Source organism: Achromobacter spanius (genome assembly GCF_002966795.1).
GTDB lineage: Bacteria > Pseudomonadota > Gammaproteobacteria > Burkholderiales > Burkholderiaceae_B > Achromobacter > Achromobacter spanius_D.
This window is the reverse complement of sequence record NZ_CP023270.1, coordinates 5,865,640-5,889,566: the sequence shown is the minus strand read 5'-3', so window position 1 is coordinate 5,889,566 and position 23,927 is coordinate 5,865,640. Positions and strand designations below refer to the sequence as shown.

The window sequence follows — 23,927 nt, the reverse complement described above, 5'->3', positions numbered from 1 at the left end:
AGGCCGCGGCGGTGCAGTCCGGCTCAGCGGTGCGCCTGGCTCAACCGCTTGGCGGCATTGACCATGTGAACGCGGGCGGCCTCTCGGGCGCCGTCCACGTCCTTGCGCCGGATGGCCTCGACGATGGCGATGTGTTCCTGCATGACGTCGCGCATCAGGTTGGCGTGGCGCGCCTCGTTGCCGCGTGTGACGCGCGTGGCGGCTTCCAGGAACTGGCTGACGAACGCAAGCGTGGTCAGAAAGTACGGGTTGCCGGTGGCGCGCGCGATGCTGCGGTGAAAGGCCACATCTTCCTTCACGCCATCGCCGCCGTTGTCCACGGCCTGAGAGATCGCAGCCAGCGCCGCGTCGATCTCGACCATGTCCTGCTTCTTGCGGCTGGCGGCGGCTTGCGCCGCCACTTCGGTTTCCAGGGCCCGGCGCAAATCCACGATGTGCAGCACGGCCTCCAGTGACGAGAGCTCGGCTGCGTCGATCCGCAGCGCCCGGTTGCCGCTGTGCCCCGTGACGAAGACGCCGCTGCCTTGCCGGGCTTCGACCACGCCATCCTGGCGTAGCCGCGAGACGGCTTCGCGGATCACCGTGCGACTGACGCCAAACTGTTCGGCCAGGGCGATTTCCGTGGGCAGCTTTTCACCGGGCAGCACGCGTCCTTCGTCGATCTCGGCGAGCAGACGCTTGGCGACCGTGTCGGTCAGGGTGGGAACAGCGGGAAGTCGGGGAAACGCCATGGACGGGGACTGGGGAGAAGCAAAAAGGCCCGTCTCGACGTCATCGGCGGGGGCCATCGGCAATAGTAACCCGGTCTTTCAGCCGGTTTGCCCGGGTGTCGCCGGCATGGAAGACGCTGCCTGCGCGCTCAGGAGGCAATCCATGAAGCACTGCGCGGCCGGCGTCGGCGGCGAGTCGGCACGCGTCAGGACCGACACGCGCGCCGCGGGCAGCGGATGATCCAGACGGACCATGCGCAGCGCGCGCGGCAGCAACTGATGGTCAAACAGGTTGCGCACGAAGATGCCCAGCGCGTCGCTCTCCGCGATGATCGACAGCGCCACCGCGATGGACTGGCAGGGAATCACGTCACGCGGGGCCGGCAACCCATGCGCGTCGAACGCCAGCCGCAGCAGGTTCGCGGGCGCCTGGATGTTGCCCGGCAGCAGCCATAGCGCATCGTGCAGCTCGGCCAGCGTGCGCGCACCACGCAGCGGATGGCCCGCGCGCGCGCCCACCGCCAGCGGCAGCGTGAACAGCGTGGTCCGCGCAAAGCCGTCGTCGATGTCGCCGTCGTACTCGGTTTGCACCAGGAAGTCGTAGCGGCCGGAATCCAGTTGCTCGTGGCTGTAAGGCGGCGCGACTTCATTGAAGGCCACCGAGACGCGCGGCATGCGTGCGCGAAACGCGGCCAGCGCGGCGGGCAGCACGGTCAGCGCCGCCGAGCTGATGGCCAGGTTCAGCGTGCCGCCTTCGCCGTCGCGCATCTGGCCGATCTCTTCCTGCGCGCGGCGCGCTTCCTGCAGGATCAGCACGGCGCGCTTGTACAGCGCGTCGCCGTACGGGGTGAGTTCGACCCCCTTGACGCTGCGGCGCACCAGTTCCGCGCCCACGCTCTGCTCCAGCTCGCGCAGGCTGCGGGTGGCGGCGGGCTGGGTGACAAAGAGCGCCCGCGCTGCAGCGCGGATGCTGCGATGCTCGGCGATCAGCACAAAGGCGCGGAGTTGGCGCAGGTTCATGGGCAATTCGTTCCGGTGGGGCGGGCAGGGCTATAAGCAAAAGTGCTCATGGCAACAAAAATACTGTCTTTTGCTTATCGTGCGCCATCCGTATATTCACGGCGGTGGGGCACAGCGATCCGGACACACGGACCCGCGGCCCCGCACCGGACATCAAGGGGAAAACAATGTCTATCGCCATCGCCGCCGCCGGCGGCCCAGGGTTGTACACGCCGTCGATGCGCCGCCGCGTTATTGCCGGCACCACCATCGGCAACGCGCTGGAATTCTTCGATTTCACCGTCTTCACGTTCCTGATGCTGGTCATCGGCCCGCTGTTCTTTCCCGCGGTATCCGGCTACGGCCAGTTGCTGCTGACCACCGCCACCTTCGGCGTGGGCTTTCTGATGCGGCCGGTGGGGGGCATGCTGATCGGCTCGTATGCGGACCGCCACGGCCGCCGCGCGGCCATGACGCTGACGCTGTGGCTGATGGGTCTGGGCTGTGCGCTCATCGCCGTAGCGCCGACCCATGCGCAGATGGGCGTGGTTGGACCCGTGCTGATGGTGCTGGCGCGGCTGGTCCAGGGCTTTGCGGCGGGCGGCGAGGTCGGCGCCTCGACGACGCTGCTGGTGGAACACGCCCCGCCCGGCAAGCGCGGCTTTTATTCGAGCTGGCAGTTCGGCAGCCAATCGCTCGGCGTGATGCTGGGCGCGTTGACCGTGGCGATCCTGACCGCGGCGCTGACCAAGGAGGAGATGCAGGCCTGGGGTTGGCGGGTGCCGTTCGTCATCGGCATCCTTACCGTGCCGGTGGGCGCCTACATCCGCCGCAATCTGGAGGAAACGCTGGAACCCGCGCCGGCCGCCGGCGCCAGAACGGCCGCCGCCGGCCACCAGCCGCTGCGCCGCGTCTTTGCCGAGTACAAGCTCACGATCGTCAAGGGCATCCTGCTCGTGATCGGCGGCATGGTGTGCGCGCAGATCATTGGCTTTTACATGCCGGCTTACGCCACCAAGGAACTCGGCCTGCCGGCCACGTCCACGCTGTTTGCCAGCGTCGTGCTGGGTGCGATCGGCTTCGCGCTGGCGCCGTTCGTCGGCATGCTGGCCGACCGGGTGGGGCGCAAGCGCGTCATCTTCTGGTCGCGCGCCGTGACGGTCTGCGTGCTGCTGCCGTGCTTCCAGTGGCTGGTTTCCGCGCCCAGCACCGGGCGGCTGATGACGGTCATCGCGCTGCTGGCCGTGCTGCTGGCGCTGCAGACCGCGCCCGTCATCACGATGCTGCCCGAACTGTTTCCGAAGGCCGTGCGCACCACGGGCATGTCCGTGGTGTACGGTCTGGGCATCTCGGTCTTCGGCGGCTTCGCGCAATTCTTCGTGACGTGGCTGCTGCACGTGACCGGCAACCCGATGGCGCCCGCGTGGTACCTGATGGTCACCGTGACGCTTTCCACCGTGGTGCTGTTCTGGATTCAGGACCGCACCGGCCATGACATCGACAGCCAGGAGTCCTGACATGCAATCCGTTGAACGCTACTTTTCCAGCAGCTACGCCCAGGCGCGCGAACGCTTCCTGGCGGCCGCCGCGCCGCGGGCCACGCAGGTTGAGTCGTATGGCATCGAGGCCGTGGGCAGCCAGGGCGAGCCGCTGGCCACCGACGTGGCGCTGATCGGCGATGCCGGTGCCGAGCGGCTCCTGATCGTGACGTCGGCCACGCATGGCGTTGAAGGCTTCTGCGGTTCGGGTTGCCAGCTTGCGCTGCTGGATGACGCGCCCATGCTGGAGCGCGCGCGGCAGGCGGGCGTGGCGCTGCTGCTGGTGCACGCCGTGAATCCGTACGGATTCTCATGGATCGCGCGAACCGACGAGGGCAACGTCGACCTGAACCGCAATGCCCAGCCCTTCGACGGCCGCGCGCTCCCGGCCAATCCCGGCTATGGCGAGATCCACGAGTTGTTGTTGCCGCAGGAATGGCCGCCCACCGAGCAGAACCGCCAGGCCATCGCCCGTCACATTGAAACGCACGGCCTGGCCGCCACGACGCAGGCGGTGTCGCGCGGGCAGTACACGCATCCGGATGGCCTGTTCTATGGCGGCGCGCGGCATTCGCCGTCCTTGCTGACGTTGCGCGAGATCCTGCGTACCCACGCCAGCCGCCACGCGCACATCGGCTGGATCGACGTGCACACGGGCCTGGGGCCGCGCGGTCACGGCGAAAAGATCTACGCCGGCCGGCGCGACGACGCGGAAGTGGCGCGCGCGCGGCAGTGGTGGGGCAGCGATATCGCCGTGCCATATCAGGGCAGCTCGGCCTCGGTGGACATCACCGGGCATCTGGCCGGCCTCATCTACGACGCCTGCCCCAAGTCCGAACCCACGCTGATGGCGCTGGAGTTCGGCACCAAGCCGTGGGAAGACGTGGTGCAGGCGCTGCGCGGACGCAACTGGCTGCGCGCGCATCCCGACGCCCGCGATGCCTTGCAGCAGGACATCCTGCAGGCCACACGCGACGCCTTCTATTGCGGGCAGGAAGATTGGCAAGGCATGGTGCTGGGTCAAAGCCGCGTTGCGGTGCTGCAAGCGGTGTGCGGCCTGCAGGCCGCCGGGTAGCTGCGCGCGGCGTGATGGGTTGCACCCGCGGCAGCGTTGCGCCACGGTGGGTTGCACCGCTGACAGGGCTACCGCAGGGATAACCCGCGAGTTTTGGCGCGTCGTGGGTTATCCCTAGTTGAGCCGGGCAGCAACCGGCCGATATGCTTTGGTTAACCGTAGAGACCGCAGAGTCTTCGGAGGAGTTTCAAACCAAGCCGGCAGTTGCTGAAAGGAACCGGATTTGCATAATGCGCCTCCTTTGGACTCAGCCGTCGCAGCCTCGCGGGAAAAGCCATTGCGCGTGATCCCGTGGGCCACGTGGCTGCACCGCGTTTTCGTGGTTCTCATGTATGCGTTCATGCTCAGCCCCATCGTGCTGGTGGTCTGGCTGAGCTTCTTCAAGGACGCCATCCTCTATTTCCCGCCCTCGGGCTACACGCTCTCCTGGTACGTCAAGGCCTGGGAGAACCCCGCGTTCGCCAACGGCTTCCTCTTCAGCCTGCAGGTGTCGCTGGTGGCCGCGTTCATCGGCGTGACGATGGGCGTGCTGGCGGCGGTCGCCATTGCGCGCTACCGCTTCAGTGGCAGCAAGGGCGTCAACACGCTGCTGCTGTCGCCGCTGCTGATCCCCGGCATCGTCGCGGGCGTGGCCGTCTATCTCTTTTACCTGCGCGCTGAAAACGTGCTGGATCAGGACCTCGTCGGCACGTTCGGCGGCCTGGTCATTGCGCACGTGTGCCTCACCATTCCGTGGACCGTGCGGCTTGTGACGGCGGGCATGGCCGGGCTGGACGGCTCCATCGAGGAAGCCGCGCGCAACCTGGGCGCAAGCGCGCCCAAGGCCTTCATGCGCGTGACGCTGCCGATGCTGCGGCCGTCCATCGTCGCCGCGGCGCTGTTCAGTTTTGTCGTGTCGTTCGAGAACCTGGAACTGTCCCTGTCGCTGGTCGGCCCGGGGCGCACCACGCTGCCGATCGCGATCATGCAGTACCTCGAATTCAACCTGGACCCGACCATCGCGTCGGTGGCCTCGGTGCAAATCCTGCTGTTGGGCATCATCATGCTTGTGACCGACCGCTATGTGAAACTCAGTCAGGTGGTGTAAGAAATGGCGAAGGTCTCAATCGAAAACATCCGCAAGCAGTTCGGCGCGGCGGTCGCGGTGTCGGATTTTTCCCTGGAGATTGCCGAAGGCGAACTGGTCACCTTTCTGGGACCCAGCGGCTGCGGCAAGACGACCACGCTGCGCATGATTGCCGGCTTCATCACGCCGACGTCGGGGCGCATCCGCATTGGTGAAACCGACGTGACGCGGCTCCCGGTGCACAAGCGCGACACGGGCATGGTGTTCCAGCGCTACGCGCTGTTTCCGCACATGACGGTGGCCGAGAACGTGGCATTCGGCCTGGAAATGCACAAGGTGCCGAAAGGCGATCGCGATGCGAAGATCCGGCGCGTGCTGGACATGGTCCGCATGACGGAATTGCGCGACCGCTATCCGCGCCAGCTGTCCGGCGGGCAGCAGCAGCGCGTGGCGATTGCACGCGCGCTGGCGATCGAACCCAAGGTGTTCCTGCTGGACGAACCGCTGTCCAACCTGGATGCCAAGCTGCGCCTGGAAGTGCGCGAGGAAATCCGCGCGCTGCAACGGCGCCTGGGCCTGACCACCGTGTTCGTCACGCACGACCAGGAAGAAGCGCTGGCGATCGCGGACCGCATGGCCATCATGCACGACGGCATCGTGCAGCAGGTGGGCGCGCCCGACACGCTGTACGAGCGGCCCGCCAATCTGTTTGTGGCGGACTTCCTGGGCAAGATGAATGTCTTCACGGGACGCGGCCAGGCCGACGACCATTTCGAAACCAAGGCCGGCCAGCGCATCGCGGCGCCGGGCGGCGGCGCCGCCACCCACGTGGGCGTGCGGCCGGAGCGCGTGCGTCTGCAGGCGCAGCCCTCGGGCGGCAATGCGCTGCCCGGCGTCATCGAATCGTCGCTGTACCTGGGATCGGTGCTGGAGGTGCGGGTGCAGCTCGATGGCGGCGACCGCATGATCAGCCAGATCGTCAATGCCGGCACGCGCGCCGCGCCGCCCGCCGCCGGCGAGCGCGTGTATGCGTGTTTCGAACCCGACGACTGCGTCGCCTTCACGCAATAGGAGGCGCGATGACGACCGCAACGCAGGACGGACGCCCCAGCCGCTGGCTGGGCCCGGGACTGGCCTTTCCGGCCTCGCTGGTGGTGCTGGTGATCATCATGATCCCCATTCTTCAGCTGGCGCGCTACAGCTTCAATCATTTCGACCCGGTCGAGATGATGCAGACCGCCTTCACGTTCGAGAACTACGCCAAGTTCTTTGGCGACCCGTATTACCGCGACATCTTCTTCACCACGCTGGGCATTGCGGCGCTGTGCACGGTGCTGGCGCTGGTGCTGGGCTTTCCGGTGGCGTACTTCCTGGCGCGCACGCAAAGCCGGTACAAGAGCCTGTTCGTGATTCTGCTCGTGTTTCCGCTGATGGTGGGCAACGTGGTGCGCGCGGCCGGCTGGATGGTGGCGCTGGGCAACGCGGGCGTGGTCAACGCCGTGTTGCAGGGACTGGGCATCCTCGACAAGCCGCTGACGCTCATGTACACGCCGACGGCGGTGGTGATCGGCACCACCGCGGTGGTCATGCCGTACCTGATCCTGACGCTGCAAAGCGTGCTGGAAGGCATGGACCTGTCGGTGGAAGAGGCCGCGCGCAACGTGGGCGCCAGCTTCTTCACCACCTTCCGCCGCATCGTGCTGCCGATTGCCGCGCCGGGCGTGGCGGCGGGCACGATGCTGGTGTTCATCCTGTGCATGAATGCATACGCCACGCCGGTGCTGCTGGGCGGTTCCGGCCTGACCATGATGGCGCCCGCGCTGTACGACCAGATCACCAAGGCGTCGAACTGGCCGTTCGGCGCCGCGCTGGCCGTCATTCTGGTCTGCGGCACGCTCATCATCGCGCTGCTCTCCAACTGGCTGATCCATCGGCGCTACATCAAGACCATGGCGTCCTGACCTAGACATCCCCCCAAGGAAATTCTCATGTCCGCTGTGCTGTTCAAGAATGCAAACCTGCTCGACCCCCTGCAGTCCGAGCTGCTGGAAGGGCACCACGTCCTGGTGGAGGACGGCGTCATCAAGGAAGTGTCGGACAAGCCGATCAGCGCGTCCTCGGCGCGCGTGATCGACGCCGCGGGCCGCACGCTGATGCCGGGCCTGATCGACCTGCACGTGCACGTGCTGGCCACGCAGTTGAACCTGAGCACGCAGGGCGTTCTGCCCGACGCGCTGGTGATGATGCGCGCGGTGCCCATCATGGCCGCCATGCTGCGCCGGGGCTTCACCACCGTGCGTGACGCGGGCGGCGCGGGCTGGGGCCTGAAGTGCGCGGTCAACGAAGGCACGGTCAAGGGACCGCGCCTCTTCATCTCGGGCCGCGCCATCAGCCAGACGGGCGGCCACGGCGATCCGCGTCCGCGCTCGGACCACCTGCGTCCCATGAGCTTCTGCGGCTGCTGCTTCCGCGCCGGCGACATCGGCCGCGTGGCGGACGGCATCGACGATGTGCGCAAGGCCGTGCGCCAGGAACTGCAGATGGGCGCGGACCAGATCAAGATGATGGCCTCGGGCGGCGTGGCCTCGCCCACCGATCCCATCGCGTCCTTCGGCTATTCCGAAGAAGAGATCCGCGTCATCGTCGACGAGGCGGCCAGCCGCCAGACCTACGTGATGGCGCATTCCTATACCGCCGACGCCATCGAGCGCGCCATCCGCAACGGCGTGCGCACCATCGAGCACGGCAATCTGGTCGATGAGCGCGTCGCGCGCTTCATGGCCGAGAAGGGCGCGTTCGTGGTGCCGACGCTGGTGACCTACGAGGCCCTGGCAAACGAAGGCGCCGATTACGGCCTGCCCGCGGACTCCGTCGCCAAGATCGCGACGGTGCGCACCGCCGGCCTGCATTCACTTGAGATCTACAAGAAGGCGGGCGTGAAGATCGGCTACGGGTCGGACCTGCTGGGGCCGTCGCAGCGCCTGCAAAGCGACGAGTTCCGCATCCGCCGCGAGGTGCTGTCCGCGCAGGAAGTCATCCAGTGCGCCACCACGACGGCGGCCGAAGTGCTGAACCAGGTGGGCCAGCTGGGCCGCATCCAGGAAGGCGCGCTGGCGGACGTGCTGCTGGTGGACGGCAATCCGTACCGCGACCTGTCGTGCCTGCTGGGCCAGGGCGAGCACATCGGCCTGATCATGAAGGGCGGCGTCATCGAACACAACGAGCTGGGAGTCTAGGGGCCATGAGCGATCCCACGTTTTCGCAATCGGAAGTCGGTGAAGAATCGCGCGACGTCAACGCGGCCAAGGGCTGGCATCCGCCCTCGGCGCCCGCGCCGCGTGACCGGGGCCTCGGGCCGTTTCCGCGGCTGATCCTGCGCGGCGCCACGATCATCGACGGCACCGGCGCGCCGCCCTGGGGACCGGTGGATATCGTGATCGAGAACGATCGCATCACCGCGCTGGTCAACGTGGGCACGCCGCACAAGGCCATCGATCCGAAGCGCCGGCCGGGCCCTGGCGACCACGAGATCGACTGCCACGGCAAGTTCGTCACGCCGGGCTTTGTGGACGCGCACGCGCACATCGGCACGCCGTATCACGCGATGAGCGGCATCGTGCCGCCGGCCGACTACATCTACAAGCTGTGGCTGGCGCATGGCGTCACCACCGTGCGCGAGATGGGCGCGATGGGCGGTCTGGGCTGGACGATGGAGCAGCGCGAGCTTTCCGCCGCGAACAAGATCGCCGCGCCGCGCATGATCGTGCATTCCGTGTTCCCGGCGGTGAACGATCGCGTCAAGACCATCCACACGCCCGAACAGGGCCGCGAGTGGGTGCGCAAGCTGGCCGCGCGCGGCGCGGACGGCATCAAGTTCTTTGGCGCGCCGCCCGCCATCATGGAAGCGGCGCTGGACGAGGCGGCCAAGGTGGGCCTGCGCTCGGGCTGCCATCACGCGCAGATGGCCGTGACGCGCGTTAACGCGATGAAGTCCGCGCGCTGGGGACTGACCAGTTCCGAACACTATTACGGCCTGCCCGAAGCGTTGTTCGAAGACCGCGTCGTGCAGTCCTTTCCCACGGACTACAACTACAGCGACGAGTACTACCGCTTTGCGGTGGCCGGCCAGACCTTCATGCAGGCCGCGCAGCCCGGGTCCGCCAAGTGGCGCCAGGTCATGGACGAGTTTCTGGAACTGGGCCACACCTTCGTGCCCACCTTCAACATCTACGACGCCAACCGCGACCTGATGCGCGCGCGCCGCGCGGACTGGCACGACGAATACACGTGGAAGGCCGTGTGGCGCTACTTCCAGCCGCAGCGCGGCGGCCACGGCGCGTACTGGTATCGCTGGAGCACCACCAACGAGATCGAGTGGAAGCAGAACTACCGGCTGTGGATGCAGTTCATCAACGAATACAAGAACCTGGGCGGGCGCGTCTGCGCGGGCAGCGATTCGGGCTTTATCTATCAGATCTATGGCTTTGGCTTCGTCCGCGAACTGGAGCTGCTGCAGGAAGCGGGCTTTCATCCCATCGAGGTCCTGCGCGCGGCCACGTCGCACAGCGCGGCGCTGCTGGGCATCGATGACGACACCGGCTCCATCGACGTGCAAAAGCGCGCCGACCTGCTGATCCACGACCAGAATCCGCTGACCGACTTCAAGCTGCTGTTCGGCACGGGCGCCATGCGTCTGAACGACGGAACCGCCAAGGTCGAGTGGCAGCGCTGCCTGCAGACCACCATCAAGTCGGGCGTGGTGTACGACACCGCCGAGCTGCTGGCCGACGTGCGCGCAATGGTCCGTGACAGCTGGGCCGACGACCCGGATGGCGAGCGTCCGCCGAGCGGCGGCGCGCCGTCGGGATCGCCGTGCGACACCGGCGAGGACGCAAGCTGATGGCCATCGACCTGTTCCTGTTGTGCGGGTTTCTGGGCAGCGGCAAGACCACGCTGCTGGTGGACTACCTGCGCGACCCGGAATCGCGTGACACCGGCGTGATCGTCAACGAGGCCGGCGAGGTCGGCGTGGATGGGGCCATCGTGGCCAACGAGAGCGACAACGTGCCGATGACCTTGATGGCCAATGGCTGCGTGTGCTGCTCGCTGCGCAGCGATCTGGTCTACACGCTGAGCGCGCTGCTGGACGCGCCTCGGCCCGAGGGCGCCGGTCCCTTGCAACGCGTCATCCTGGAATGCAGCGGGCTGTCGCGGCCCGGTCCCATCATCGCGTCTCTCGCGGACCCCGAGCTGGCCAGCCGCGGCCTGCGGCTGACGGTGGTCTGCACCGACGATTGCGCGCGTGATCCCGACGCGCTGGCCGAGATGGACGAGGCCATGGCGCAGTTCGGCGCGGCGCATCGCATCGTGCTGACCAAGACCGATCTGCTGCCGGCCGTGCCCGGCGCGCTGGGCGCTCGCGCGGCGCGCGCCGAGGCCCTGAATCCGCTGGCCGCCGTTGTTGCGGAGCCGGATCGCAGCCGTGCCGTGCAAGCCGCCTTCGCGCCATCGCAAGGCACGTCCGACCTGGCGGGGCTGGCGGCGCGGATGTTGACGGCAGGCGGGCAGGGCGCGGCGCATCCGCGCATCCGCGTGATGGCGGCGCGCGCGCAGGCCGGCATCAGCTGGACCGATTTTTCCGAATGGCTGGACAACCTGGCCGGGCTGTGCGGCGACCGTCTGCTGCGCGTGAAGGCCGTGGTGCGCGTCAGCGATTGCGAGGAACCCATCTTGATCCAGTCGGTCGGCTCGACCTTCAGCCTGCCGCAGCGGCTGACGCGGCAGCCCGACGCGCGCGACGCGATCATCGTGATCGCGCGCGACATCGAGGCCGAAGAAATCCGCGCCTCCGCGCCGCATGCGCCGGTCGACATGCTGGTCTGAACACCATTGAACCCAAGGCCGCGCGGCCAGACTGGCCTGCCGCGCGGCGCATCGTAGCTAGTCGTCAGTTCCCTTCGATACGAGGTTGTCATGCAAGAGAAAAACCTGAATCGCCGTGGCTTCATCAAGACCGCCTCCGGCCTGGCGCTTGCGCCCGCCCTGGGCTGGCTGCCCGGCATGGCTCGCGCCGCCGAAAAGGAAATCGTGGTCGGCACCTGGGGCGGCGATTACCAGAATCTGCTGCAGCAGATCATCAACCCCATCGTCGCCAAACAGGATGTGAAGGTGGTCTACGACACGGGCAACGCCGTGGGCCGCGTCACCAAGCTGCGCGCGGAAAAGAACTCGCGCCGCGGCAGCATGGATGTGGCGCTGCTGGGCGAAGTCGACATGTACGACGCCGAGCGCTCCGGCACGCTGGAGCCCATTGACGTCAAGAAGTTGCCCAACCTGGCCAACGCCATCGACACGCTGAAGACGCCGTACTCGATTCCGCACATCTTCAGCGCCATGACGCTGGTCTACAACACCGAGAAATTCCCGACGCCACCCGATTCGCTGCAGGTGCTGCTGGATCCCAAGTGGAAGGGTCAGGTCGGCTTCTCCGACATTCTTTATCTCTACAACTCGGTCTTCGTGGGCCTGGGCGCGGACGGCACCACCAAGGACTTCGAGGGCGGCAAGCGCTTCCTGGCCAAGCTCAAGCCCAACGCGCCGCGCATCTACCCGTCCAATGAAGCCGTCGCGGCCGCCTTCAAGTCCGGCGAAATCGCGATTGCCGTCATGTGGAAGGCGCGCGCGCTGCAATGGAAGGACAGCGGACTACCGCTGGGCTTCGTTATCCCGAAGGAAGGGTCGGTGCCGGTGTCGTTTGAAGCCGCCGTCGCCAAGAACAGCCGCAACAAGGATGCCGCATGGGCCTACCTGAACGCCATGCTCGATCCCCAGGGCCAGATCGGCTTTGCCGAAAAGATGGGCTATGCGCCGACTGTGACCAACGCGTCGCTGCCGGAGGCGTTGAAGCGCGTGGGCTTCTCGGACGCCGAGGTCAAGCTGCTGCACGCGTATGACCTGAAGGCGCTGACCGAAAAGAAGGCGGACATGCTGGAGTTCTGGAACAAGGAGTTCAAGGCGGGATGATCGCGGGCGGGGCGCTGCGCTCCGCATTGCGCCACTGACCGCGTCACCGAAGCGCGATTCCTGCAGGGGAATCGCGCTTTGTCGTTTCCGGACGCCTCTGCATAGGCAGTGAAATGTTATATCATCCGGCTGCTAGTTTGTAATGATATAACATCCAAGAGAGTAAAGATGAACGGTAAGAAGCTGGGGATGGGGAAAGCACCGCTGGTGTGCTCATTGATGCTGATGGCGCCCGTCGCCCAGGCGCAGACCGAAGGCGAGAATCGGGTGCAGACCCCGGCGCAGACCGTGGCGCCGATCACGGTCTCCGCGAATCCGCTGGGTCTGGACCTGAACAGCACCACGCTGCCGGCCTCGGTGCTGGAAGGCGATGCGTTGATCGAGCAACGCAACGGCACGCTGGGCGAAACGCTCAAGAACCTGCCGGGCGTCAATAGCGATACGTTCGGCGGCGGCGCCAGCCGGCCGGTGATCCGCGGTCAGACCGCGCCGCGCGTGAAGGTGCTGTCCGATGGGTCCGAAGTGATGGATGCCTCGGCCATCTCCCCTGACCACGCTGTGACTGTCGAGCCCCTGCTCGCCGAACGCATCGAAGTGCTGCGCGGCCCGGCCACGCTGCTGTACGGGGGCGGCGCGATCGGCGGCGTGGTGAACGTGGTGGACAAGAAGATTCCGACCGAAGTGCCGGAGAAGGGCATCGCGGCCGAGGCGGAACTGCGCGGCGCCACCGGCACCAAGGAGCGCGCCGGCGCGGTGGGCATCACGGCGGGCGAAGGCCAGTTCGCGGTGCGCGTCGAAGGCATGAAGCGCCGCACCAGCGACTACGACGTGCCGGATTGGCCCGGCGGCAAGCTGGAAGGCTCGTACAGCGAGTCGACGCAGGGCTCGGTCGGCATGTCGTGGATCACGCCGCGCGGCTACGTGGGCGTGGCGTTCACGCACCTGCAAAGCGAATACGGCCTGCCCGGCCACAACCACGAATACGAAGGCTGCCATCCGCACGGCACGCATCTGCATTGCGGCGGCCATGACCACGATCATGGGGACGAGGGCGAGGAAGGTCACGACCACGACCACGATCACGAGCATGGCGGCGTGCCCTACGTGAAGCTGCGCAGCAACCGGATGGATCTGCGCGCCGAGTACCAGGATCCGTTCGCAGGCTTCGAAAAGATCCGCTTTCGCGGCGGCCTGACGGATTACCAGCACGACGAAATTGAAGGCGGCGAGGTCGGCACGCGTTTCAAGAACAAGGGCTACGACATGCGGGTGGAGCTGCAGCACAAGCCTATCGCCGGGTGGCGCGGCGTGATCGGCCTGCAGAACGCGTACAGCGATTTCAGCGCCGAGGGCGAAGAGGCCTTCCTGCCGCCCAGCAAGACCCGCTCGACCGGGGTGTTCCTGCTGGAGGAATACCAGTTGAACGATTGGCGCTTCGAGCTGGGCGCGCGCCAGGATTGGCAGCGCGTGTCGCCGTCGGGCGGCGCGTCGCGCAGCAGCCTGTCGGGCACGTCGCTGTCGGCCGCCGCGATCTGGGACTTTGCGCCGCAGTACTCCGTGGCGCTGTCGCTGTCGCGCTCGCAGCGCCTGCCCAACGCGCAGGAGCTGTATGCGGATGGTATCCACATCGCCACCAATACGTATGAATTGGGCAATCCGGACCTGACGCGCGAAACGTCGCACAACATCGACCTGACGCTGCGCAAGCATTCGGGCGACACGACGTTCTCGGCCAGCGTGTTCCATAACCGCGTGAAGAACTACATCTACGCCAACACGCTGGACCGCTACGAGGACTTCCGTCTGATCGAATACACGCAGCAGGACGCGGAATTCACGGGCGTGGAAGGCGAGCTGCGTCACCAGTTCACGCCGATCTTCTCGGCGGCGGTGTTCGGCGACTACGTGCGCGGCAAGCTGACGGGTGGCGACGGCAATCTGCCGCGCATCCCGGCCGGACGCGCGGGCGTGCGCGGCAACTTCAAGTGGCAGCAGTGGTCGGGCGGCGTCGAATACGCACGCGTGTTCGCGCAGAAGGACATCGCGGCCTATGAAGACACCACGCCGGGCTACAACATGGTCAATGCGGTGGTCGCGTATCGCGGTCAGTACGGCGCCACGGGCTACGAAGTCTACCTGCGCGGCACCAACCTGCTGAACAAGCTGGCTTACAACCACGCCTCGTTCATCTCGACGGTTGCGCCGCTGCCCGGCCGCAGCGTGCTGCTGGGCGTGCGCATGACCTACTGATCGGGTTGGGGGCGGCGCCGGCCTGTGCTATTTTCGGCGGGTGCCGCCGTCCGCGGCGGCATCTCGCGCCAGGAGCCCGCCATGCTGAAGTTCGCCGCCAATCTGTCGATGATGTACACGGAACATGCGTTCCTGGACCGCTATGCGGCGGCCGCGGCCGACGGCTACGCGGGCGTGGAGTGCATGTTTCCCTATGAAGCGCCCGCCGCGTTCGTGCGCGAGCGCATGGATGCCGCCGGAGTCGCGCAGGTGCTGTTCAACGCGCCGCCCGGCATCGCCGCTCAGGGCGATCGCGGGCTGGCTGCGCTGCCGGGCCGGCAGGCCGAGTTCCAGGCCGGCATCGAGCAGGCGCTCTCGTATGCCACCGCATTGTCTTGCTCGAATGTCCATGTGATGGCGGGCGTTGCGCCGCCCGATGCCTCGCGCGAGGCGATGCTGGACTACTATCACGCCAATCTCGACTGGGCCGCCCGCGAGGCGCGCTCGGCCGGCGTCACGCTGCTGATCGAGCCGATCAACACGCGCGACATCCCCGGCTATTTCCTGAACCGCCAGGACGAGGCGCATGCCGTCGTGCAGGCGGTCAACGCGCCCAATCTGAAAGTGCAGATGGACCTGTACCACTGCCAGATCGTCGAGGGCGACGTCACTGCCAAACTGCGCGAGTACCTGCCCACCGGGCGCGTGGGTCACCTGCAGATCGCTGGCGTGCCGCTGCGCCAGGAGCCGGACCGGGGCGAACTCGATTACGGCTGGATCTTTGGCGTGCTGCGCGAATTGCAGTACACCGGCTGGATCGGCTGCGAGTATCGTCCCGCAGGTTCCACGTCAGCCGGTTTGCGCTGGCTGGGCGCCGCGCGCGCCTGATCGGCAACAATCGGCGTATTTGAAGTTCAAAAGGAGTGAGCGTCATGTTCCAGGGCATGCTGCGCATGCTGTTTTCGGCGGCGCTGGCCGCGGCCATGCCGGCCGCGTCGTGGGCGGCCGACTATCCCGACCGGCCCATCCGGTGGCTGGTGCCGTTCAGCGCGGGCGGCGGCAGCGATCTGGCGACCCGCATCGTGGCCCGCCATGTCGGCGAGACGCTGGGGCAGCCGGTGGTGGTCGAGAACCGCCCGGGCGCCGCCACCATCGTCGCCGCGCAAGAGGCCGCGCGCGCTCAGCCGGACGGCTACACGGTGCTGACGGCGGGCATGAGCACGCTGGCGCTCAATCCGTGGCTGTACAACGATCTGCCCTACGATCCGCAGCAGCAACTGACGCCGGTGTCCACGCTGGTGGCGTTGCCCATCGTGCTGGTGGCCGCGCCGGATTCGGGCCTGCACACGCTGGGCGACGTGAAGACCTACCTGAAACGCGAACCGCCCGGCAGCTACGCGTCGCTGGGCGTGGGCAGTCCGCATCATCTGGCGATGGAACTGTTCATGGAGACCGTCGGCGGCCGTGCGACGGCGGTGCCGTACAAAGGGTCGCCGCCCGCGCTGCAGGACGTTGCCGCGGGCGTGGTCCCGCTGATGATGGCGGACCTGGCCGCCGCCCGGCCGCTGATCCAGGCGGGCAGGCTGCGCGCGATTGCCGTGCCCGCCGCCAAGCGGTCCACCCAATTGCCGGCCGTGCCGACGTTCGCCGAGGCCGGCGGGCCGATCTTCGAGGCGGCGGCCTGGCAGGGCGTGGTCGCGCCGGCCGGCACGCCCGCGCCCATCGTTGAACAGCTCAGTCACGCGATCCGGCAAGCGCTGGCATCGCCGGATGTGGTCAAGCAACTGACGCTGCAGGGCATGGAACCGGCCGGCAGCACGCCCGACGCCTTTCGCGCCTACACGCGTCAGGAGCACGAGCGCTGGGGCGCGGTCATCCAGGGCAAGGGGCTTGCCGCCGAATAAGGGGCGGGGTAACAGCCGCCAGGTAACAGAGGCGGCAACGTGTAACGCCGGCGTGCACGGCGGCGGCGCGGGCGTACGATAAAACGATGCGCATCCGGCCCGGACCGCGGGCGAGGAGACTGCCATGTCTTTGATCGTAGCTGCCCGCTTCGAGGGCTTCGAAGCCGCCAAGGCCGCAGCCAGCCGCCTTGCCACCAGCGGCTTTCCCGACTGGGATATCCATACCTTCTACGTCAATCCCGCCGGCGAGCACGGCCGCTTTCCGTATGGTGGCGACCGGCGGTCCGATCCCGACGCGGGGCGCGCCGACATGGGCGCCTATCTGGGCGCAGGCGGCGTGGGGGCGGTATTTGCGGTGTTCGGCGGATTCGTCGCGGCGGAACTCAGCGACTCCACGGCGGCAATCCTGGCCGCGGCGGGTGTCGGCGCGTATCTCGGGTCGCTGTTTGGCGCGCTCTGGGTGACGGGTCACGGCACCACGCAGCACGGCCACTTCAACCCCGATTCCCATGCCGAGATCCGCCAGGCCGGCGTCATGGTCGCCGTGCGGGTCCGGCCGCAGCGCGAGATCCTGGCGTGCCGCATCCTGCGCGATGCCGGCGGCGCCGACGTGGAACATGCCAACGGCCACTGGCGCAACAATCACTGGGAAGACTTCGACCCGCTTTCGCTGCCGCAGCGCGAGCCGGGCTTTGGTTGAGGGCGGATCAATCCGGCGCGGGGATCGGCGCCTTGCGGCTGCGCTGCGCCGTTGCCGCGCAGCCGGCGGACGCGACGATGATGCCGAGAATCGCCAGCCACTGCGTCTGCGACAGGTGTTCGTTCAAGACCACGACACCGGCCAGCGCGCCCATCGCGGGCTCCATGCTGAGCAGCACGCCGAAGGTCTTCTGCGGCAAGCGACGCAGCGCCACCATTTCCAGCGAATAGGGCAGCGCGCTGGACAGGATGCCGACGGCCACGCCCGCCAGAATCAGTTTGGGATCCAGCAGCGCCATGCCCGCGTGTGCCGCGCCGACGGGAAGGGCGACCATCGCGGCCGCCAGCAGACCGAGCGAGGTAGCCTGGCCGCCATGCACGTTGCCGGCCATCTTGCCGAAGATGATGTACAGCGCCCAGCACACGGCAGCGCCCAGCGCGTACGCGATGCCTTGCGGATCGAGGTCGTGGACGGATTGGCCGGTGGGGATGAGCAGGATCAGGCCGGCCAGCGCGCAGGCGATCCATACAAAGTCGATAGCCCGCCGTGACAGCACCACGGCCAGCGTCAAGGGTCCCGTGAACTCGATGGCGATGGCGATGCCCAGCGGCAGGGTTTTGAGCGCCATGTAGAACAGCAGGTTCATGCACGCCAGCGTCACGCCGTACAGGGCGATCTTCGCGGCGTTGCGGCGCGTCAGCGGAAAGCGCCACGGCCGCCAGAAGGCCAGCAGGATGATGGCGCCGATGACGATGCGATACGCGGTGGTGCCCTGCGCGCCCACCTCGGGAAACAGCGATTTCGCGAACGACGTGCCCACGCACAGTGATGCCATGGCGCCGATCAGCGACAGGGTGGGAAGCAGGGTGGACGCTGAGCCGTTGTGTCCGTTGTTCAAGGTGGCGGCGGTCATGGAAGGCAGGGGCTTAGGGTAAGACGCTTGTACTGGGACGATTCGGCGTGAGGGCGGATGGTCAGGGCTGCGGATTCATCGCCGTGGAAGCCAGCACGTACATGGCCAGCCCCAGCATGATCGCGCCCAGAATGCCCTGCTGGGCGCGCAGGAACCACGGATTGCGCGCGACCCAGCCGCGGATGCGCGACGCGCCGTACGCAAAGCAGCTGCCGTAAGGCAGGCTGAGCGCTTTCATCGTGACGCCCAGCACCAGCATCTGGATCCAGACCGGGCCATTGTCCGGCGAGGTGAACTGCGGCAGGAAGGCGATCATGAAGAGCAGCACCTTCGGGTTCAGCAGGTTGGTGATGAAGCCCTGCCAGAAGGCGTCGCGCGCGTCGCCCGGCCGGGCGGCCAGCGACACCTCGGCGGCGTTCGCGCACCGGATCATCGCCTTGATGCCCAGGTATCCCAGATACAGGCCGCCTGCGGCTTTGATGCCCACGAAAAGCGTGGGGAAGGTCCGCAGCACGGAGGCCAGGCCCAGCACGACGGCCGGGACCTGGATGAAGCCGGCGGCCACGTTGCCCAGCACGCTATGGAAGGCGGGACGAAACCCTTGCGTCATGCCGCGCGACAGCGTGAGGGCCATGTCGGGGCCGGGCGTGAGCTTCAAGGCCGCATCGGCGGCCAGGAAAAGCAGGAAAAGCTGGAGTGAGGGCATTGCAGGGTGCAGCGTGGAAATTCCCGACGGCGCGGGCGGAGGGCTCCCAGTGTAAGCAAGCCGCTTGAATTATTCCTGCGTCGGGAGCGCTCGAAATGAAGTTTCCCGTCGAATTCGCGACGGTTTGCATCGCGGCCACGATTAGAATCAGCCGATACCCGCCTTCCGCTCCACTTCCCACCCGCACACGCGTTCCGAGCGCCCCATGGAACTAGACGATTTCGATCTGCAGATCCTGCAAAGCCTGCAGGAAGACAACCAGCGCACCAGCCAGGACGTCGCACAACGCGTGAACCTGTCGCCGGTGTCCTGCCTGCGCCGCATGAAGCGGCTGCGCGAATCCAAGGTGGTGACCGCGGACGTGTCCGTCGTGGACCCCGCCGCCGTGGGCCGCGGAATCACGATGGTGGTGCTGGTATCGCTGGAAAGCGAGCGCGCCGACAAGCTCGACCAGTTCAAGCGCGCCATGCAGACCGCGCCCGAGATCATGCAGTGCCTGTCGGTAACGGGCGAAGTCGACTTCGTGCTGACGCTCACCATGCGCGACATGGCCGAGTACGAAGTGTTCGCGCAGCGCCATTTCTGGGGCAACCCGAACGTGAAGCGGTTTTCGACGCTGGTGGTGATGAGCCGGGTGAAGAATGGGCTGACTGTGCCGGTGACGGTGCCCGGCTGAGGGCCAGATTTCAGGCTCAGCCCGGATGCGGGGCGTCCGATCCAGGCGGCCTGGCATCGAATAAGGTTCGGCTCGCCGCCTCCGACACACTGCGCAAATGCAGGTCCCGCTGCGGAAAGGGAATCTCGATCCCCGCCTCCCGTAGCGCGTCATACATCCGCGCCATCATGTCGCTGCGGATCTCGATCCATCGGTCGAAGTCGTAGGTCCAGGCCCGCAAGCTGAAATCCAGCGTGCTCGCGCCAAACCCCATGAACAGCACCATCGGCGCGGGCTCGGTGACCACGCCCGGCGTCTGCCGCGCAACGCCATCCAGCAATTCCAGCACCTGCCTCGGATCGGTGCCGTAGGCCAGTCCGATACTGACCTCGATACGTCGGCTGCGATCCAGCATGGTCCAGTTCGTGAGCTTTTCGGACAGCAGCGTGCCATTCGGCACGATCACGTCGGCGCCTTCAAAGGTCTTGATTCGCGTGGCGCGCATGCCGATGTCGCGCACCTGGCCGGACGTGCCGCTGATCTCCACCACATCGCCCGGCTGGATTGGCCGTTCGAACATCAGGATCAGCCCCGACACGAAGTTGTTCACCACGCCTTGCAGCCCGAAGCCGATGCCCACGCCCAGGGCGCCGAACACGATGGTGAGCTGGCTGGTCTGGAAACCCGCCGCGGACAGCGCGATGCCCAGCCCGAGCAGCAGCACCAGGTAGTACGACAGCGAGGCGATGCTGTTGCCGACGCCGCGCGGCAGCGACATGCGGGTCAGCACCTCGTCGTGCAGGATGATGCGGATGGTGCGCGCGGCCCAGAAGGCGATCAGTACCGAGATCGCAAAGACCAGGACGTTGCCCAGGCTGATCGAGATCTGGCCGAACTCCAGCGTATAGGACAGCACCTGGGTCACGAACGCATAGGTGCTGCGCAGGACGCGGAAACGGTCCATCGTGTAGACCGCCCAGCCCACCACGGCCGCGGCGCTCACCAGGCGGATCAGCAACTGCACCAGCGGCGGCGCATGATCGCGCGCCAGCCGGAAGCGCGAAATGCCCTGGCGCGCCAACAGCAGTTGCAGCAAGGTGATGATGACGGTGACGCCCGCGTACAGCACGAGCCCGAAGTAGCCGCTGCCGATGATGCCGCTGGTCAGCATTTCGGACAGCGACACATTGCCGATGAGGTTCGCTCCCAGCGACACGCACAGCAGCGCGGCCGCGCCCCACGCCACGGCGCGCAGCGCGCGCACCAGCCGCTCGGAGCCGGGCGGATAAGTCTGGCGCCGGCCCCGTGCCAGCAGCCAGAGAATCGCCGCCAGCGCCAACCCGGCCATCGCGACGGTCGACAGGCGGTAGTACAAGGTGTTGGCCAGGAACAGGAACCCCAGCCGTTCGGCCAGGAAAAGCGCGGTGATGACGCGCGGCCAATGGTCCAGGTGCCGCCGGCTGGCCGGCGGAAGCAGGCGCAGCACGGGCACCGCCGCCAGCACCAGCGCAATCTGCTGGACCATCAATGGGGCGTCCGGCTCCAGGGCCAGCACGCCCATCATGGACAGCAGCACCCACGTCGACAGCGGCCGTCCCAGCACGCCGGCGGCGGTTTCGCTCATGACGCCGGTGCGGATGGCGTTGCGGCTTTTGCGCGCCAGCCAGAGCAGAAGCGGCAGCAGCAGCAGTTGCAGGGTGTGTAAGGCGCGCTGGTTGCTGGCGCCCGCCGCCCCGTAGTCGCGCGCGAATCGCACCTCGATGTCCAGGCCCTCGCGCAGCAGGGTCAACGTGTCCTGGTCGGTTTTACCGGCCCAGTCCAGCGCCCAGAGCGGCGGCGAATCCACGCGCAGCAGCCGCGCATCCACGTAGTCGATGGCCTCCATCACCTGGCGCTGGCCTGCCTTGATCTGTTCCTCGATCGCGTTGGCCCGCTGCTCCAGCTCGACCTGGCGCGACAGCGGCCCGGACAGCGCCTGACTGGCCGCCGCCAGTTGCGCGATCACCGCGTCGATGCGCTCAGCCAGCGCGGCCGGCAACCCGGATGCCCCCGGCGCATCCTTGATCGCCTGCCAGGCCGTGCGCCGCCGCAGCAACTCGGCCGCATCGCTGGCGTACCACGCGGTTGCCTGCCGCATCTCGACCTGCCACCGCGCCAGCCGCCGCACATCAAAAATCCAGTGCCGCTCCAGGCTTTCGAGCCGCATGATCGGAAAGTTGCGAAGCTGCGCCGGCTGGAATTCGTAGAGCTTTTCGTCGGCGGATTTGGCAATGGCGTCCAGCGGCGGCATCAGCGCGGCAACGGGATCCGCCGTGGCGGCGCGCTGCAGGACGCCCTCGGCGTAGCGCAAATCGGTGTCTGCCCGTAGCGGGATTTCGGCCATCTGGATCGCGGCGGGCGCTTGGGCGGCGGGCGCCGGCGTCTCCGCCCCAAGCGCCGCGCCCGCCCAGCCCAGGGCCAGGCCAAAGAGGCAGAAGAGGATTCGTGCGCGGGCGCGCATATCGCGACTCCGTGGTGGGGGACGGACGTGCGGTTACGGGGATTCTGCTGCGGGACGGCATGTCACGATATCGCGAAATGCGGCGGGTAAGAAGGGGGCGGCGCGGGAGGGGCGTCATTCGCAATTCGCGAATGGCGAATGGCCGCGCTCCACGCGCTCCACGCGCCGATCGAGAGGTCAGTCCCACTCCGGGTGCGCATCCAACATTACTGGCGGCCGGGTGGCTGGCAGCCCGTAGACAATTTGCTCACTATCTGCTCATTGATCACAAATCTGCTCAATCTTGAAATATCTGCTCAGTTGAGTAGTATCTGCTCATTAATGAGCAGATACTGAGCAGATACATGAACAAAGTGACGCGAGAATCAGTTCTAAATGCGATCCGGTACTTGGCTATGTCCGGGCGGCGTGAGGTCTCGTCCAGCGACGTCATCTCGGCGACGCAGGGCAGCTCAGCGACCGTTCGGCGGTATCTGGACGCACTGTGCGCGGCCGGGCTGCTCATACGCAGCGGCCGCGCGCGGGCAACGCGATATCGGCTGACGGACGCAGCAACGATCGATAGACCTGGCGTCACCGAGCCGCTACCCGCGCCTGAGACCCGTCTGCATCCAACCTGGTCGGCTGCCGCGGTTGAGCTGAACAAGAAGCTCGATGTGCCCCTGGCTGCGCGCGATCCGGTGTCGTATCAACGCGAGTTTGTCGATAGCTATGTGCCAAATGAAAGCTGGTTGATGCCGAAATCTCTGGCTGAAGAGTTGTTTCGATCAGGAAGCATGAAAGAGCAACTGCCGGCCGGAACCTACGCTCGCGAGGTACTGGAACCACTCCTCATTGACCTGTCATGGTCGTCCTCTCGACTTGAAGGTAATCCCTACACCATGCTGGCTACCGAGGAACTGTTCAAACAAGGGACAGCCGGGGGCGATGCGAACGCGGTGATGCTGCTCAATCACAAGGCAGCGATCGAGTTCCTCGTGGAAATGGTTCCGCTTCAGGGGCTCTCGACCGCGGTCGTCCGAAATCTGCACGCCGTGCTAATGCAAGACCTGCTTGCTGACGGCAATGGACTCGGGGCCATCCGGCAGAAAGTGGTCAACATCAGCGACACCGTTTATGTACCCAGCCAGGTGCCGGCAATCCTCGAGGAAATGTTGGAGGCCATTCTGCTCAAGGCCAGGCATATCAAGAATCCGGTGGAGGCAGCCTTCTTCCTCTGGGTCAACCTGGCATACCTGCAACCGTTTGAGGATGGCAATAAGCGCACCGGGCGGCTGGCCGCCAACATTCCACTGATGCTCTACAACTGTTCGCCGCTGTCATTTCTGGATGTCGATCCGCGCGATTACGCGCGTGCGATGCTAGGTGTTTACGAATACCTGGATGTGACGCTCGCGGTGGACTTGTTCGCATGGACGTACCGCCGCTCTCTGAAGAAATATGTCGTGGTGATGGAATCACGGGGCAGGCCGGATCCACTGCGATTGCGATATCGCGACAGTCTGAATGAGGCGATCAGCCTGGTGGTCCGGGACAGACGGTCCGTGCAGGATGCGGTTGAAGTGCTGGGCCTTAATGAGAGCGCGGCGCCTGGATTCGAGACAATGCTGCGGGATGACCTGAAGAAGCTGGAGGTGTTCAACTACGCTCGCTACCGGCTCACGCTGAGCGCGACGCAAGCCTGGATTGACGACGGCCGTCCGCAGTGAGCGTGAATGGAAGACCAAAACAAAAAGCCCCGCCTTGGCAGAACCGGGCGGGGCTAAATGCTTGAATCTCTTAATGCATGAATCTTTTGGTGGCCTGGGGCGGAATCGAACCACCGACACAAGGATTTTCAATCCTCTGCTCTACCGACTGAGCTACCAGGCCAACGAAGCCCGCCACTATACACAAAATGTCGGGACAC

Annotated in this window: 20 protein-coding genes and 1 tRNA gene; 15 read left to right on the top strand and 6 right to left on the bottom strand. The window is 66.4% G+C overall.

The window, feature by feature from the left end; genetic code table 11:
• Nucleotides 1-23 precede the first annotated feature (23 nt).
• Nucleotides 24-731, bottom strand: coding sequence for a FadR/GntR family transcriptional regulator (locus CLM73_RS26695; RefSeq protein WP_105241736.1), 708 nt, complete (start codon nucleotides 729-731; stop codon nucleotides 24-26).
• 78 nt (nucleotides 732-809) lie between these two features.
• Nucleotides 810-1,730: a LysR substrate-binding domain-containing protein gene (locus tag CLM73_RS26690; RefSeq protein WP_105241007.1), complete on the bottom strand. Its 921-nt coding sequence runs from the start codon at nucleotides 1,728-1,730 to the stop codon at nucleotides 810-812.
• 167 nt (nucleotides 1,731-1,897) lie between these two features.
• Between CLM73_RS26690 and CLM73_RS26685 the strand changes: the two genes are divergently transcribed.
• The 13 genes from CLM73_RS26685 (at nucleotide 1,898) to CLM73_RS26625 (ending at nucleotide 17,244) form a co-directional block, all read left to right on the top strand.
• Entirely contained in the window at nucleotides 1,898-3,226 is a 1,329-nt protein-coding gene (locus tag CLM73_RS26685; protein ID WP_105241006.1) for an MFS transporter, read from the top strand.
• A 1-nt stretch (nucleotide 3,227) separates the two neighbouring features.
• Entirely contained in the window at nucleotides 3,228-4,322 is a 1,095-nt protein-coding gene (locus CLM73_RS26680) for a M14 family metallopeptidase (protein ID WP_105241005.1), read from the top strand.
• Between the two features lie 277 nt (nucleotides 4,323-4,599).
• Entirely contained in the window at nucleotides 4,600-5,409 is an 810-nt protein-coding gene (locus tag CLM73_RS26675; protein ID WP_105241004.1) for an ABC transporter permease, read from the top strand.
• Between the two features lie 3 nt (nucleotides 5,410-5,412).
• Nucleotides 5,413-6,459, top strand: coding sequence for an ABC transporter ATP-binding protein (locus CLM73_RS26670; protein ID WP_105241003.1), 1,047 nt, complete (start codon nucleotides 5,413-5,415; stop codon nucleotides 6,457-6,459).
• 8 nt (nucleotides 6,460-6,467) lie between these two features.
• Nucleotides 6,468-7,349 carry an ABC transporter permease gene (locus CLM73_RS26665; RefSeq protein ID WP_105241002.1) on the top strand — a complete coding sequence of 294 codons (882 nt, stop codon included), beginning with the start codon at nucleotides 6,468-6,470 and terminating at the stop codon, nucleotides 7,347-7,349.
• A gap of 27 nt (nucleotides 7,350-7,376) precedes the next feature.
• Complete coding sequence (locus tag CLM73_RS26660) at nucleotides 7,377-8,624, top strand: metal-dependent hydrolase family protein (RefSeq protein WP_105241001.1); 1,248 nt, start codon at nucleotides 7,377-7,379, stop codon at nucleotides 8,622-8,624.
• A gap of 5 nt (nucleotides 8,625-8,629) precedes the next feature.
• Entirely contained in the window at nucleotides 8,630-10,288 is a 1,659-nt protein-coding gene (locus CLM73_RS26655; protein WP_105241000.1) for an amidohydrolase family protein, read from the top strand.
• The gene (locus CLM73_RS26650) at nucleotides 10,288-11,271 is read left to right on the top strand and encodes a CobW family GTP-binding protein (RefSeq protein WP_105240999.1); all 984 of its coding nucleotides are present in this window, start codon (nucleotides 10,288-10,290) and stop codon (nucleotides 11,269-11,271) included. Before CLM73_RS26655 ends, CLM73_RS26650 begins: the two co-directional genes overlap by 1 nt.
• A gap of 90 nt (nucleotides 11,272-11,361) precedes the next feature.
• Entirely contained in the window at nucleotides 11,362-12,411 is a 1,050-nt protein-coding gene (locus tag CLM73_RS26645) for an ABC transporter substrate-binding protein (protein ID WP_105240998.1), read from the top strand.
• A gap of 168 nt (nucleotides 12,412-12,579) precedes the next feature.
• Complete coding sequence (locus tag CLM73_RS26640) at nucleotides 12,580-14,661, top strand: TonB-dependent receptor domain-containing protein (protein WP_418904926.1); 2,082 nt, start codon at nucleotides 12,580-12,582, stop codon at nucleotides 14,659-14,661.
• Nucleotides 14,662-14,742: 81 nt separating this feature from the next.
• Nucleotides 14,743-15,528 (top strand): 2-oxo-tetronate isomerase, encoded by a 786-nt coding sequence (gene otnI, locus CLM73_RS26635; RefSeq protein WP_105241735.1) that lies wholly within the window; start codon nucleotides 14,743-14,745, stop codon nucleotides 15,526-15,528.
• Between the two features lie 44 nt (nucleotides 15,529-15,572).
• Entirely contained in the window at nucleotides 15,573-16,544 is a 972-nt protein-coding gene (locus CLM73_RS26630; protein WP_105240996.1) for a Bug family tripartite tricarboxylate transporter substrate binding protein, read from the top strand.
• 124 nt (nucleotides 16,545-16,668) lie between these two features.
• Nucleotides 16,669-17,244 (top strand): hypothetical protein, encoded by a 576-nt coding sequence (locus CLM73_RS26625; RefSeq protein WP_105240995.1) that lies wholly within the window; start codon nucleotides 16,669-16,671, stop codon nucleotides 17,242-17,244.
• 7 nt (nucleotides 17,245-17,251) lie between these two features.
• Here the strand turns inward: CLM73_RS26625 and CLM73_RS26620 are convergent, their stop codons facing one another.
• Both CLM73_RS26620 and CLM73_RS26615 read right to left on the bottom strand, forming a co-directional pair.
• Nucleotides 17,252-18,157 (bottom strand): EamA family transporter, encoded by a 906-nt coding sequence (locus tag CLM73_RS26620; RefSeq protein ID WP_105240994.1) that lies wholly within the window; start codon nucleotides 18,155-18,157, stop codon nucleotides 17,252-17,254.
• 61 nt (nucleotides 18,158-18,218) lie between these two features.
• Nucleotides 18,219-18,863 carry a LysE family translocator gene (locus CLM73_RS26615; protein ID WP_105240993.1) on the bottom strand — a complete coding sequence of 215 codons (645 nt, stop codon included), beginning with the start codon at nucleotides 18,861-18,863 and terminating at the stop codon, nucleotides 18,219-18,221.
• Between the two features lie 205 nt (nucleotides 18,864-19,068).
• Between CLM73_RS26615 and CLM73_RS26610 the strand changes: the two genes are divergently transcribed.
• On the top strand, nucleotides 19,069-19,539 hold the full coding sequence (locus tag CLM73_RS26610; protein ID WP_105240992.1) for an Lrp/AsnC family transcriptional regulator: 471 nt from the start codon (nucleotides 19,069-19,071) through the stop codon (nucleotides 19,537-19,539).
• 16 nt (nucleotides 19,540-19,555) lie between these two features.
• Here the strand turns inward: CLM73_RS26610 and CLM73_RS26605 are convergent, their stop codons facing one another.
• On the bottom strand, nucleotides 19,556-22,018 hold the full coding sequence (locus CLM73_RS26605) for a mechanosensitive ion channel family protein (RefSeq protein ID WP_105240991.1): 2,463 nt from the start codon (nucleotides 22,016-22,018) through the stop codon (nucleotides 19,556-19,558).
• 344 nt (nucleotides 22,019-22,362) lie between these two features.
• Here CLM73_RS26605 and CLM73_RS26600 point away from each other — a divergent pair, with 344 nt between their 5' ends.
• Nucleotides 22,363-23,727: a Fic family protein gene (locus CLM73_RS26600; protein WP_105240990.1), complete on the top strand. Its 1,365-nt coding sequence runs from the start codon at nucleotides 22,363-22,365 to the stop codon at nucleotides 23,725-23,727.
• 87 nt (nucleotides 23,728-23,814) lie between these two features.
• Here CLM73_RS26600 and CLM73_RS26595 read toward each other — a convergent pair.
• Nucleotides 23,815-23,890: transfer RNA gene (locus CLM73_RS26595), tRNA-Phe, on the bottom strand.
• Between the last annotated feature and the right edge of the window lie 37 nt (nucleotides 23,891-23,927).